General features: G+C 69.9%; 8 protein-coding genes. 7 read left to right on the forward strand and 1 reads right to left on the reverse strand.

Going from position 1 to position 13,744, the window contains the following annotated elements; genetic code table 11:
• Nucleotides 1–77: 77 nt before the first annotated feature.
• Nucleotides 78–2,699: a DEAD/DEAH box helicase gene (gene sftH / locus J1C73_RS28345; protein WP_242644825.1), complete on the reverse strand. Its 2,622-nt coding sequence runs from the start codon at nt 2,697–2,699 to the stop codon at nt 78–80.
• 78 nt (nt 2,700–2,777) lie between these two features.
• On the opposite strand from sftH, the gene J1C73_RS28350 reads away from it, so the two are divergent.
• The 7 genes from J1C73_RS28350 to topA all read left to right on the forward strand — a co-directional run bounded on the left by J1C73_RS28350 (nt 2,778) and on the right by topA (nt 13,575).
• Nucleotides 2,778–3,131 carry an STAS domain-containing protein gene (locus J1C73_RS28350; protein ID WP_003967428.1) on the forward strand — a complete coding sequence of 118 codons (354 nt, stop codon included), beginning with the start codon at nt 2,778–2,780 and terminating at the stop codon, nt 3,129–3,131.
• Between the two features lie 446 nt (nt 3,132–3,577).
• The gene (locus tag J1C73_RS28355; protein WP_207318873.1) at nt 3,578–4,048 is read left to right on the forward strand and encodes an ATP-binding protein; all 471 of its coding nucleotides are present in this window, start codon (nt 3,578–3,580) and stop codon (nt 4,046–4,048) included.
• Between the two features lie 280 nt (nt 4,049–4,328).
• A complete protein-coding gene (locus tag J1C73_RS28360) occupies nt 4,329–6,764 on the forward strand; it encodes a sodium-translocating pyrophosphatase (protein WP_207318874.1) in 2,436 nt (811 codons plus the stop codon).
• A 300-nt stretch (nt 6,765–7,064) separates the two neighbouring features.
• Nucleotides 7,065–7,742: a small secreted protein gene (locus J1C73_RS28365; RefSeq protein ID WP_207318875.1), complete on the forward strand. Its 678-nt coding sequence runs from the start codon at nt 7,065–7,067 to the stop codon at nt 7,740–7,742.
• A gap of 142 nt (nt 7,743–7,884) precedes the next feature.
• Entirely contained in the window at nt 7,885–9,411 is a 1,527-nt protein-coding gene (locus J1C73_RS28370) for a DUF7059 domain-containing protein (protein WP_207318876.1), read from the forward strand.
• A 734-nt stretch (nt 9,412–10,145) separates the two neighbouring features.
• Complete coding sequence (locus J1C73_RS28375; RefSeq protein ID WP_207318877.1) at nt 10,146–10,343, forward strand: hypothetical protein; 198 nt, start codon at nt 10,146–10,148, stop codon at nt 10,341–10,343.
• A 361-nt stretch (nt 10,344–10,704) separates the two neighbouring features.
• On the forward strand, nt 10,705–13,575 hold the full coding sequence (gene topA, locus J1C73_RS28380) for a type I DNA topoisomerase (protein WP_207318878.1): 2,871 nt from the start codon (nt 10,705–10,707) through the stop codon (nt 13,573–13,575).
• Nucleotides 13,576–13,744 lie beyond the last annotated feature (169 nt).

Below are 13,744 nucleotides of genomic sequence, written 5' to 3' on the forward strand. Positions count from 1 at the left end.
GGCGGCCCGGGTGCGTCTCGGGCCGTACTCACCGGAGGTCAGGTCCCGGGCAGGGCCGGCGACGACGGCTCCTGGGGCTACAGGGCCGTCGGAGAGCCCGGCGGCGGCGCGGGAGGGGCGTCAGGTTCGGGAGGGCTCGGTGCCGCTGATGGGCCCGGTGCCGAGGACCGCCCTGGTGCCGTCGAGAGGCCTGGATCTGCCGGTGGGTCCGGGGGAATCGGGGGGCTCGTTGTCGCCGGCTCGGTCCGATTGGGGGGTGCGGATCGCAGGAGCTCGGTGAGCAGGCGCACGGCGCCGCGTTTGTGGAGCGGTTCGTTGCCGTTGCCGCACTTCGGGGACTGGATGCAGGACGGGCAGCCCGCATCGCACTCGCAGGAAGCGATGGCCTGACGCGTGGCGGTCAGCCAGCCGCGCGCGGTGCGGAAGGCGCGTTCGGCGAACCCGGCACCTCCAGGGTGGCCGTCATACACGAAGACCGTCGGCAACAAGGTGTCCGGATGCAGCGGGACGGACACGCCGCCGATGTCCCAGCGGTCGCAGGTGGCGAAGAGCGGCAGCATCCCGATCGACGCGTGCTCGGCGGCGTGCAGCGCGCCGCCCAGGATCTCCGGGTTGATCCGCGCGGTGTCGAGCTGGTCCTGGGTGACCGTCCACCACACGGCGCGGGTGCGCAGGGTGCGGGGCGGGAGGTCCAGTTTGGTCTCGCCGAGCACCTCGCCGCTGATCAGTTTGCGACGGAGGAAGGAGACGACCTGGTTGGTGACCTCCACGGAGCCGTAGCACAGGCGCCCGTCGCCCCACGGGATCTTGGTGTCGGTCTCCAGGACGGCGATGGCGGTGGTGTCGCGTGCGGTCGTCGAGTACGGCGGATTCGCCTCCTCGACCAGTGCCGCCGAATCCTCGAGGTCCAGCTTCCGGACCAGGTAGGTGCGGCCCTGGTGGAGGTGGACGGCGCCCTCGTGGACGGCGGTGTGGGCGGCGGACTCGTCGACGGTGCCCAGCAGCCGTCCGGTGCCCTCCTCGACGATCTGGACGGGGCGGCCGCCCTCGCCCCGGATGTCAGTGAGGTCGGCGGCCCGTTCACGCCGGGTCCAGTGCCATCCCGAGGGCCGTCTGCGGAGCAGCTTCGCGGCTTCCAGCTGCGGCAGCAGTTCGGCCGCGGCGGGCCCGAAGAGTTCCAGGTCGGGTTCGGTGAGCGGCAGCTCCGCCGCGGCGGCACACAGGTGGGGGGCCAGGACGTACGGGTTGTCCGGATCGAGGACGGTCGACTCCACCGGCTGCTGGAACAGTGCCTCGGGGTGGTGGACGAGGAAGGTGTCCAGCGGGTCGTCACGGGCCACCAGGATGGCGAGGGCGCCCTGACCCGCTCGTCCCGCACGGCCGGCCTGTTGCCACAGCGAAGCCCTCGTACCGGGGTAGCCCGCGATGACGACGGCGTCCAGGCCGGAGACGTCGATGCCGAGTTCGAGGGCGGTCGTGGCCGCCAGGCCGAGCAGCTCACCGGAGTGCAGGGCGCGTTCCAGGGCGCGGCGTTCCTCGGGGAGGTATCCCCCGCGGTAGGCGGCGACGCGGGCCGGCAAGGAGCGGTCGATTTCCGCGAGGCGTTCCTTGGCGATGACCGAGATGAGCTCCGCGCCCCGCCGGGAGCGTACGAAGGCGACTGAGCGCACGCCCTGCACGGTCAGATCGGTGAGCAGGTCGGCGGTCTCCGCCGTGGCGGTGCGGCGCACGGGGGCCCCCTTCTCGCCGTGCAGCTCCGTCAGGGGCGGCTCCCACAGGGCGAAGACCAGTTCGCCGCGCGGGGAGGCGTCGTCGGCGACCTCGACGACCGGGAGGCCGGTGAGGCGGCCCGCCGCGGCCGAGGGCTCCGCCGCGGTGGCGGAGGCCAGGAGGAAGACGGGATCGGCGCCGTAGCGGGCGCACAGGCGGCGGAGTCGGCGCACCACCTGGGCGACGTGGGAGCCGAAGACGCCGCGGTAGGTGTGGCACTCGTCGATGACGACATAGCGCAGGGCGCGCAGGAAGGAGGACCAGCGGGGGTGGGACGGGAGGATTCCGCGGTGCAGCATGTCGGGGTTGGTGAGGACGTAGTTGGCGTACTGACGTACCCATTCGCGTTCCTCGACGGGGGTGTCGCCGTCGTAGACGGCGGGACGGATCCCGTTGCCCAGCGGGGCCGCGAGCTCCTTCACCGAGCGCCTCTGGTCGGCGGCCAGGGCCTTGGTAGGGGCGAGGTAGAGGGCGGTCGCGCCACGGCCGTTGGGAGCCTCGGAGCCGTCCAGGAGGGCGCTGAGGACCGGGGCGAGGTATGCCAGCGACTTGCCGGAGGCGGTGCCGGTCGCGATGACGACCGACTCCCCGTCCAGAGCATGCTCCGCCGCAGCCGCCTGATGGGCCCAGGGATGATCGATTCCGGTTTTCTGGATGGCGGCGATCACTTCTGGACGGATGCGATCGGGCCAGATGGCATGGGTTCCCGCACGCGGGGGCAAGTGCTCCGTATGAGTGATGCGCGCGGACCGGTTCGCCCCTGCGGCGAGCCGGTCGAGGACCATGTCCGGAGAGGGGCGGGAGCCCCCGCTCTCGGGCGGTCGACTGGGGCGGTGATTCTTGGCCATCGGGACCGAGTGTGTCACTGGCGAGGCGGACAATGGTCCCAAGGCGTCGTGCATGACAGCTGGTAAGTGATTGAATGCCATCGCGGCTGGCGATCCGTCCCCTGGCTCCGCCGGGGAGACCGAGGGGCGACCGCTCGATAGCAAGGTGCTGGAGGATCCGTGGACCTGTCCTTGTCGACTCGCAATGTGTCCGGCCCTGGTGGCGACCGTACGGTCGTCGAGGTCGGTGGCGAGATTGATGTGTATACCGCGCCAAAGCTGCGCGAGCAGTTGGTCGAGTTGGTGAATGACGGCAGCTATCACTTGGTTGTCGACATGGAAGGCGTCGACTTTCTCGACTCCACCGGCCTCGGCGTGCTCGTGGGCGGCTTGAAGCGTGTTCGGGCCCATGAGGGCTCGTTGCGCCTGGTCTGCAACCAGGAGCGCATTCTCAAGATTTTCCGGATCACCGGTCTGACCAAGGTGTTCCCGATTCACACCACGGTCGACGAGGCCGTCGCGGCAACCGACTGACGGCCTGCCCGCGGTCGGATCGGCTCAAGGGCCGGTCCGGCGGCAGCGGGCGCCACCGCGGTCGGTGCCGTCGGCAGCTCCGGAGAAAGACAGCTGGGGTGAGGGCGGCGGTTCGTCGGCGGCCGGTGACTCCGGTGGCCGGTGTCCGTCATCGGCCCGTCACCCGGTCGGCGGTCGTTGGCTGATCTTTTTTGCCGGTCTGTTTGACGGCCGGTCGCTCACACGATCAGCCGTCAGCCGTCAGCCGTCAGCCGTCAGCCGTCAGCCGTCAGCCGTCAGCCGTCAGGTAGTGGTCGAACGTTGTCCGGACATCATCCGTCGGGCCGGTGTCCGACGGGTGCCGGGCAGGTGCGTCGGTCGGCGGTGTTTCGGAGAGACAGAGCCAGGAGTGCCGGGCCGCCCGCCCGGTTCCTGGAATGCACACACGTACGTTCGAGGGGGATCGCATGGCCACCGTTGAACTCCGCTTCAGCGCCCAGCCCGAACACGTCAGAACGGCCCGCCTCGTGGCGGCTGCCGTGGCGCGCCGGGCCGGGGTCGACGAGGCCGTGCTCGACGAGGTCAGACTCGCCGTGGGAGAGGCCTGCAGTCGTGCGGTCGGGCTGCACCGCAGCCACGGCATCACCGCTCCCGTCACAGTCATCCTGACCGAGGAGGAGAAGTCGTTCTCCATCGAGGTCGGCGACGAGGTACCGGGACCGGGCAGTGATGGGGCCGCATCCGGCGTGTCCGGACGCGGCGCCACGCCCGGCGTGGGACCGGATGAGCCGGAACCCGATCCGGAAGGCGACGGCGAGGACGAGATGGGCCTCGCGGTCATCAGCGGCCTGGTCGACGACGTGGAAGTCAGATCCGGCGCTGATGGCGGAGTCATCCGGATGAGCTGGCCGAAGACGCCGGCAACGGTACAGCCCTGAGAGGGGCGCGTCCCGGGGCGGTTCGGCCGGCCCGGTGGTGCGGGTGGTCACTCCTGATCAGTTTTTGAGGCCCTGCTGAGCAGGGCCTTTTTCATTTCTGCTTGATCAGTGATCTACGGACAATGCGTCTGCCCCATTACTGCATTCGGTCCAGTCGGCGAAGGTGATCAATTGCCGTTCGGTGGATGAAGGTCAATTACATTTACCGCGCACTGTTTTGATCGTGTTCTGCTACCTACAATCCGTCCACGTCTTGAGCGCTGAGCGTCAAGGAGGACGTATGGCGGGGTTCGGCACCACACCACTGGCAGAACTGACGCAGTTTTCCGGACTTTCCGACCCACCCACCACTCTTGCGGCAGCGGTACTCACCGATGACAACCGTGTCATCGTGATCGTCATCGCGGTCGTCGCCGTCGCGGCACTGCTGGTCGCCCAGCTGCTGGCACGCCAGGTGCTGGCGGCAGGTGAGGGCACCGACCGCATGAAGGAGATCGCGGCGGCCGTCCAGGAAGGCGCAAATGCCTATCTGGCCCGGCAGTTGCGCACCGTAGGCATCTTTGCCGTCGTGGTCTTCTTTCTGCTTCTGCTGCTTCCGGCCGACAACTGGTCGCAGCGCGCAGGCCGTTCGGTGTTCTTCCTGGTGGGTGCGCTTTTCTCGGCGGCCACTGGATACATCGGGATGCGGCTCGCCGTCCGGAGCAATGTGCGGGTGGCTGCCGCCGCGCGTGAGGCGACTCCCGCGGAAGGCGAACCGGAAAAGGATCTCACCGCCGTTTCGCACAAAGCAATGAAGATCGCATTCCGTACCGGGGGTGTGGTCGGCATGATCACCGTGGGCCTCGGACTCCTGGGTGCTTCCTGCGTGGTGCTCGGCTACGCCGCCGATGCGCCCAAGGTGCTGGAGGGCTTCGGACTCGGTGCGGCGCTGATCGCGATGTTCATGAGGGTCGGCGGCGGCATCTTCACCAAGGCCGCCGACGTCGGTGCCGACCTGGTCGGCAAAGTGGAACAGGGCATCCCGGAGGACGATCCGCGCAATGCCGCCACCATCGCCGACAACGTGGGCGACAACGTCGGGGACTGCGCGGGCATGGCGGCCGACCTCTTCGAGTCGTACGCCGTGACGCTGGTCGCCGCGCTCATCCTCGGCAAGGCCGCTTTCGGCGACGCGGGGCTGGCCTTTCCCCTGATCGTGCCCGCGATCGGCGTGCTCACCGCGATGATCGGCGTCTTCGCGGTCGCCCCGCGGCGCAGCGACCGCAGCGGGATGACCGCCATCAACCGGGGGTTCTTCATCTCGGCGGTCATCTCGCTCGTTCTGGTGGCCGTGGCGGTCTTCGTCTACCTGCCGTCCTCGTACGCGGATCTGGACGGTGTCACCGACGCGTCCATCACCTCCCACGGCGGGGATCCGCGGGTGTTCGCCCTGGTCGCCGTGGCCATCGGCATCGTGCTGGCAGCCCTGATCCAGCAGTTGACGGGCTACTTCACCGAGACCAACCGTCGTCCCGTCAGGGACATCGGCAAGTCCTCACTGACCGGGCCGGCCACCGTCGTACTCGCCGGTATCTCCATCGGTCTGGAGTCCGCCGTCTACACCGCGCTGCTGATCGGGCTCGGCGTCTACGGGGCGTTCCTGCTCGGCGGTACGTCGATCATGCTGGCGCTCTTCGCGGTGGCACTGGCCGGGACCGGGCTGCTCACCACCGTCGGGGTCATCGTGGCCATGGACACCTTCGGCCCGGTCTCCGACAACGCTCAGGGCATCGCCGAGATGTCCGGCGATGTCACCGGCGCGGGTGCCCAGGTGCTCACCGACCTGGACGCCGTCGGCAACACCACCAAGGCCATCACCAAGGGCATCGCCATCGCCACCGCCGTTCTGGCGGCGGCGGCGCTCTTCGGCTCCTACCGCGACGCGATCGCCACCGCGGTCGACGACGTCGGTGCCTCGGCCGGGGAGACGGGGCTGAGCCTGGACATCTCGCAGCCCAACAACCTGGTGGGCCTGATCCTCGGCGCCGCGGTCGTCTTCCTCTTCTCCGGCCTGGCCATCAACGCGGTGTCCCGGTCCGCCGGGGCGGTGGTCTACGAGGTGCGCCGGCAGTTCCGCGAGCACCCCGGGATCATGGACTACACCGAGAAGCCCGAGTACGGGCGCGTCGTCGACATCTGCACCAAGGACGCGCTGCGCGAGCTGGCCACGCCCGGTCTGCTGGCGGTGCTGGCGCCGATCGCGGTCGGTTTCAGCTTCGGGGTCGGGGCGCTCGGTTCGTATCTCGCCGGTGCGATCGGCACCGGGACGCTGATGGCGGTCTTCCTCGCCAACTCCGGCGGTGCGTGGGACAACGCCAAGAAGCTCGTCGAGGACGGTCATCACGGCGGCAAGGGGAGCGACGCCCATGCCGCGACCGTCATCGGTGACACGGTCGGTGACCCGTTCAAGGACACGGCCGGACCGGCGATCAACCCCCTGCTCAAGGTGATGAACCTGGTGGCACTGCTCATCGCACCCGCGGTGGTGAAGTTCAGCTACGGCGCGGACGCGAGCGCCGGGGTGCGCGCGGTGGTGGCCGTGCTCGCCATCGGGGTCATCGTCGGTGCGGTCTACGTCTCCAAGCGGCGCGGGATCGCTGTGGGGGACGAGGGCGGCTCCGGAGGCGAGGACGGGGGCAGTTCGGCCAGGCCGGCCGACCCGGCGGCCGTGCAGTGAGCCGCCCGTCGCAGGGAGGCCGCGTCAACAACGCTCCCGGCCGGCACGGCTAGAAGATGTGAGGTCAAGGAACGGGCGGGCGAGGCATTCTGATGCGTCGTCCGCCCGTTGGTTTGTCCGAACGAGTGTTGGTTCGTTCAGGTGTTCCCGTACGCACGGGTTGTGTGGGTGAGTTGTATCTCCCTCACTTCGCTTGGTGCAAATGGCTGCAAAAGGTCACCCATCGGACGCCCGGCGCCCGGATGAAGGGCGCTCGACGTGTAAGTTCCGGGGCCGAGAGCCTTGGAAGGGACCAATCCGGTGAACAAGAAGCTTGCGGCCGCGCTGTCCGGCGGTGCGGTACTGGTACTTACGCTGTCGGGCTGCAGCGACGACAGCGACAACAAGGTGAACGACTGGGCCAAGAAGGTCTGCGACCAGGTCCAGCCCCAGCTGCAGAAGATCGCGAACGCCAACGCCTCCATCCAGCAGCAGACCGCCGACAACAGCAAGCCCGCCGACGTCCAGAAGACCGACTCGGCCGCCTTCCAGCAGATCTCCCAGGCCTACAAGGCGCTGGGCTCGGCGGTCGACTCGGCGGGTCCGCCGCCGGTCGGCGACGGTGAGACCACGCAGAAGGAGGCCGTGAAGGAGCTCAACGCCTCCTCCGCGGCGTACGCGGATCTGCAGAAGAAGGTCGATGACCTCGACACGAAGGACCAGGCGAAGTTCGCCGACGGCCTCAAGAACATCGCTGACGAGCTGAACAAGATCAGCACCAACGGTGACGAGGCGCTGAAGAAGCTCCAGTCCGGCGAGGTCGGCACCGCGATGGCCAAGCAGAAGGGCTGCCAGAAGCCGACGGCCTCGGCACCGCCGCCGGCCGGCTCCTCGAAGTCGCCCTCGCCCTCGAAGGACTCGAAGAACTCCGAGGACCCGAAAGACTCGAAGGGTTCGAAGGAGGCGTCTTCTTCCGCCTCGCCCAGCGAGAAGTCGTAACCGGGCAGCTCCCGGCCACGGCCGCACACCCCGAACGAGCAGCTGTACGACCGCCGGCCGGCGGCCGTACGACCGGCCCGGCGGCCCCTGGCGGGCCGGCGGGCCGCTGCCGTTGTCAGTGGGAGCCGCCACAATGGGTCACGTGAGTAAGACCAGCCTTCCCGCACCCGACCATGCGACCCGGCTCCGCGAAGCCCTGCTCGCCGCCGCCTTCACCGCCGACGGGCTCCTCGACCTGCTCGGTGCGCCCGCCTACGCCGCGCTCGCCCGCAGCGAGACCGTTCCGGCGCTGCGTGCCACCCGGGGGGACGCGCCGCTCGACACGCTGGTGCGGCTCTTCCTCCTCCAGCGCCCGGTTCCGGCCGGGCGGGCGGCTGCCGTGCTGCCGCTGCCGGAATGCGTGGCGGACGGCTGGCTGACCGAGTCGGACGGCGAGGTGCGCGCGTCCGTCGACGTGCGGCCGTACAGCGGGCCGGACGGCCAGGACTGGTTCATCGTCTCCGACCTGGGCTGCGCCGTCGGCGGCGCGGGCGGCATCGGCTCGCACGAGGAGGGCGTCGTCCTCGGCATCGGCGGCGCGTCCACGACCCTCGCCGCGATCACCGTCCGCAGGCCTGTCGCCTCCGCCCTCGACGTCGGTACGGGCTCCGGCATCCAGGCGCTGCACGCCTCGCAGCACGCCACCAGGGTCACCGCCACCGACCTCAACCCGCGCGCCCTCGGCTTCACCCGGCTCACTCTCGCCCTGTCCGGCGCCGCCCCGGCCGATCTGCGCGAGGGTTCCCTCTACGAACCCGTCGCCGACGAGACGTACGACCTGATCGTCTCCAACCCGCCCTTCGTCATCTCGCCCGGCGCCCGGCTCACCTACCGCGACGGCGGCATGGCGGGCGACGACCTGTGCCGGACCCTGGTGCAGCAGACCGGCGAGCGGCTGAACGAGGGCGGTTACGCCCATTTCCTGGCCAACTGGCAGCACACCGAGGACGAGGAGTGGCAGGACCGGCTGCGTTCCTGGGTGCCGCACGGCTGTGACGCCTGGGTCGTGCAGCGCGAGGTCCAGGACATCACGCAGTACGCGGAGCTGTGGCTGCGCGACAGCGGCGACCACCGCGCGGAGCCCGCGGAGTACGCCGCGCGGTACGACGCCTGGCTGGACGAGTTCGAGGCCAGTGGGACCAAGGGTGTCGGCTTCGGCTGGATCACGCTGCGGAAGTCCGCCGCAGCAGCCGCCGGGGCCCCTTCGATCGTGATCGAGGAGTGGCCGCACTCGGTGGAGCAGCCGCTCGGACCTGCCATCGAGACGCACTTCGCCCGTCAGGACTACCTGCGGAACCAGGATGACGCGGCACTTCTGGCCGGCCATTTCACCCTCGCCGCCGAGGTCGTGCAGGAGCAGGTCGGGATGCCGGGCGCGGAGGACCCCGAACACGTGGTGCTCCGTCAGAACCGCGGTATGCGACGCGCGACGAAGGTCGACGCGGTCGGCGCCGGATTCGCGGGCGTGTGCGACGGATCGCTGCCCGCGGGTCGGATCCTCGACGCCATCGCCCAGTTGATGAACGAGGACCCGGTGCTGCTGCGCGACCGCACCCCGCAGGCCATCCGGCTGCTGGTCGAGGAGGGCTTCCTGGAGCCGGTGCCCCCGGCCGGCCGGACAGTCGGATGATCCGGATCGAGCTGGACGCGCCCTCGCTCGGCGCGACACGGATCGCGATCTGCCCGCCGTAGGACGCCCTTCCGCCGCTGGGTCTCACGATGCCGCACCGCGCCTGCGACGCCCCCGACCGACGACCCGACCGACGCCCCCGACGGCTGCTCACAGCGGCCGTCGGGACGGGGGTTCACGGGCAGCTGGTCCGTGGTGCCCTTCGGGTCGGGCGGAGCCGTGCAGAACGTCGGCCCGGCACGCTGGAGACCCTGTCCGCCTCGCCCGCGCCGCTGCTCCGCTCTGGTCCGGCCGCGCTCTGACGTAGGTACTGAACAGCCTTTTCATCAGCGTCTTCACGCTCTCCGCGGCGTGCCTGCTGCTTGGTCCGCGGATTCCGGTTGGCGCCCTGCCCGGGCCGGCCGCGGTCCTGCTCGCCGGGGCGACGTACCGCCGCTGACCCATGCGGCCGACGTGGCATGTGGGTTGTCGGCCGGGGGCGGCCTCGACGTCATGTGAGGGCGTGCGGTGAGTGCGTGGTGCGCGACCGGCAGTCGTCGGCCGCACGTACGGATGCGCCGCACGTACGGATGACGTGATCACAGGCCGGACCCGCTGTTCACCCGGGGTTCGCGTCGCCGACGTTCCGCGGTGCGAGCCTCCCCCCGAAACGGTGCGACACGAAGCCGTACGGCGCGGTACGACCGCGGGCACCCGCCCCGGTCCGCGCCGGGGGGACAGAGAGGCGTACGGATATGGAGAGCGGACCTGCGGTCTTCGCCGGAACGGCATTCGCGCTGTTCGGTGCCGCGCTGCTGCTGTGGACGGGGGCGTGCGTGCTGTACCGCGCGCCGGTGGCCCACAGGGTGAGCCCCGTCGCCTCGACCGCGCTGGCCACTGTGTTCGGCGCAGTTTTCCTCGTCCTCGGGGTGTGGTGCTTCACACGCGTCTGAGCAGGTGCCTGAACGCGCGTCCGAATCCGGATCTGAACACGCGTCCGAATCCGCTGCGAACCGCTCGCCGCCCGGAGCGGGCCCGGAACACGCCCGGACTGCCCGCACCTCGCCCCCGGCACCCGCAGGGCAGCCACAGCGCCCCCGAAACCCGCAGGCAGCCGCCCTGCGCGCGGCGGACCGAGCGGGCCGGGCGGCAGGAAAGGCGGAAGTCGGGTTACCGTTCGAGTGGCCGTTGCGGGCTTTTGCCGTTTGACACGGGGGCGGGTTGTACCGTCACACTCCGCAGCGACAGCACCGTCGGCAGCGCGATCGCGCTGCCCGGATGCCCACCGAGCGTCGACCGGAGAGAAGAGCGAAGTTGTCCCCGACCAGCGAGACCGCACAGGGCGGCCGCCGACTCGTCATCGTCGAGTCGCCTGCCAAGGCGAAGACGATCAAGGGCTATCTCGGCCCCGGATACGTCGTCGAGGCGAGCGTCGGGCACATCCGCGACCTCCCGAACGGTGCCGCGGAGGTGCCGGACGAGTACACCGGCGAGGTGCGTCGGCTCGGCGTCGACGTCGAGAACGACTTCCAGCCCATCTATGTCGTCAATGCCGACAAGAAGGCCCAGGTCAGGAAGCTCAAGCAGCTGCTGGCCGAGTCGGACGAACTCTTCCTCGCCACCGATGAGGACCGCGAGGGCGAAGCCATCGCGTGGCACCTGCAGGAAGTGCTCAAGCCCAAGGTCCCGGTCCACCGGATGGTCTTCCACGAGATCACCAAGGACGCGATCCGGGCAGCCGTCGCCAACCCGCGCGAGCTCAACCAGCGCATGGTCGACGCCCAGGAAACCCGCCGCATCCTCGACCGCCTCTACGGCTACGAGGTCTCGCCGGTCCTGTGGAAGAAGGTCATGCCGCGGCTGTCGGCGGGCCGCGTCCAGTCCGTCGCCACCCGCCTCGTCGTCGAGCGGGAGCGCGAGCGCATCGCCTTCCGCTCCGCCGAGTACTGGGACCTGACCGGCACGTTCGCCACCGGCCGCACCGGTGACGCCTCCGATCCCTCGACGCTCACCGCCCGCCTCAGCGCGGTCGACGGGCGCCGTATCGCCCAGGGCCGCGACTTCGGTCCGGACGGGCAGCTGAAGTCCGGCTCCGGCCAGACGCTGCACCTGGACGAGACGAACGCCCGCGCCCTGGCCGCCGCGCTCGCCGAGTCCACGTTCGCCGTACGGTCCGTCGAGTCGAAGCCGTACCGCCGTTCCCCGTACGCCCCCTTCCGCACGACGACCCTCCAGCAGGAGGCGAGCCGGAAGCTGGGCTTCGGGGCCAAGGCCACCATGCAGGTCGCGCAGAAGCTGTACGAGAACGGCTTCATCACCTACATGCGTACCGACTCCACGACCCTCTCGGACACCGCGATCTCCGCGGCCCGGGCCCAGGTCACGCAGTTGTACGGGGCGAACTACCTGCCGGACAAGCCGCGCACGTACGCCGGCAAGGTCAAGAACGCGCAGGAGGCGCACGAGGCGATCCGCCCCTCCGGCGACCGCTTCCGCACCCCTGCCGAGACCGGCCTCACCGGCGACCAGTTCCGGCTCTACGAGCTGATCTGGAAGCGGACCGTCGCCTCCCAGATGAAGGACGCGGTCGGTAACTCCGTCACCGTCAAGATCGGCGGCCGGGCGAGCGACGGCCGGGACGCCGAGTTCTCCGCGTCCGGCAAGACGATCACCTTCCATGGCTTCATGAAGGCGTACGTCGAAGGCGCCGACGACCCGAACGCCGAGCTCGACGACCGTGAGCGCCGGCTGCCCCAGGTCGCCGAGGGTGACGCGCTGACCTCGGACGAGATCTCGGTCGACGGCCACGCGACGAAGCCGCCGGCCCGATACACCGAGGCCTCGCTGGTCAAGGAGCTCGAAGAGCGCGAGATCGGCCGTCCGTCGACGTACGCCTCGATCATCGGGACGATTCTCGACCGCGGATACGTGTTCAAGAAGGGGACGGCGCTCGTGCCGTCGTTCCTCTCGTTCGCCGTGGTCAACCTGCTGGAGAAGCACTTCGGCCGGCTCGTCGACTACGACTTCACGGCCCGCATGGAGGACGACCTCGACCGCATCGCGCGGGGCGAGGCCCAGTCCGTGCCGTGGCTGAAGCGTTTCTACTTCGGTGCGACCGCCGGGGACGAGGCGGCAGGTGCCGGAAAGGCCTCCGACGCGGGCAACGGCGACGGCGACCACCTCGGCGGGCTCAAGGAGCTCGTCACCGACCTCGGCGCCATCGACGCCCGCGAGATCTCCTCGTTCCCCGTCGGCAACGACATCAAGCTCCGGGTCGGCCGGTACGGCCCGTACATCGAGCGCGGCGAGAAGGACTCCGAGGGCCACCAGCGCGCGGACGTCCCCGAGGACCTGGCCCCCGACGAACTGTCCGTCGAGTACGCGGAGGAGCTGCTGGCCAAGCCGAGCGGCGACTTCGAACTCGGTGCGGACCCGGTCAGCGGGAACCAGATCATCGCCAAGGACGGGCGCTACGGCCCGTACGTCACCGAGGTGCTGCCCGAGGGCACCCCGAAGACCGGCAAGAACGCGGTGAAGCCGCGGACCGCCTCGCTCTTCAAGTCGATGTCGCTGGACACGGTGACGCTGGCCGACGCGCTGAAGCTGATGTCGCTGCCGCGCGTCGTCGGTGAGGACGCCGAGGGCGTCGAGATCACCGCGCAGAACGGCCGCTACGGCCCGTACCTGAAGAAGGGCACGGACTCGCGGTCGCTCACCTCCGAGGACCAGCTCTTCGACATCACGCTCGATGAGGCGCTGGCGATCTACGCCCAGCCGAAGCAGCGCGGCCGGGCCGCGGCCAAGCCGCCGCTGAAGGAACTGGGCACGGACCCGGTGAGCGGGGCGCCGGTGGTCGTGAAGGACGGCCGCTTCGGCGCGTACGTCACCGACGGCGAGACGAACGCGACGCTGCGGTCCGACGACAGCGTCGAGGAGATCACGCCGGAGCGCGGCTACGAGCTGCTCGCCGAGAAGCGTGCCAAGGGTCCCGCCAAGAAGAAGACGGCGAAGAAGGCCCCGGCCAAGAAGGCGACCGCGAAGAAGGCGCCTGCGAAGAAGGCGGCCGCGGCCAAGAAGACCGCCGCGAAGAAGACGACGACTGCGGCGGCCAAGAAGACCGCGGCCAAGAAGACGACTGCGACGGCGGCGAAGAAGGCCGCTTCCGCGGCGTCGACGGAGGAGTGACCTCGCGGGCTTCCTGAACGCCGGACGGGCTGGAGATGTCTCTCCAGCCCGTCCGGCGTTTGTTCGGTGCTCTTGGTGGCGGGCGGGGTGCGCCTGCGGCGGGCCTTGCCACCCTCTGCTCCCCGCCCCTTCCCGTATCCGGGGCTCCGCCCCGGATACGGGAAGGGGC

It is taken from the genome of Streptomyces laculatispora (assembly GCF_017353455.1).
Classification (GTDB): Bacteria; Actinomycetota; Actinomycetes; order Streptomycetales; family Streptomycetaceae; genus Streptomyces; species Streptomyces laculatispora.

What these genes read in the sequence shown, in the direction of transcription:
- J1C73_RS28355 (WP_207318873.1), top strand. Translation starts at nt 3,578, where the DNA reads ATGGCCACCGTTGAACTCCGCTTCAGCGCCCAGCCCGAACACGTCAGA.
- sftH (WP_242644825.1), bottom strand. Translation starts at nt 2,699, where the DNA reads ATGGCATTCAATCACTTACCAGCTGTCATGCACGACGCCTTGGGACCA.
- J1C73_RS28360 (WP_207318874.1), top strand. Translation starts at nt 4,329, where the DNA reads ATGGCGGGGTTCGGCACCACACCACTGGCAGAACTGACGCAGTTTTCC.
- J1C73_RS28375 (WP_207318877.1), top strand. Translation starts at nt 10,146, where the DNA reads ATGGAGAGCGGACCTGCGGTCTTCGCCGGAACGGCATTCGCGCTGTTC.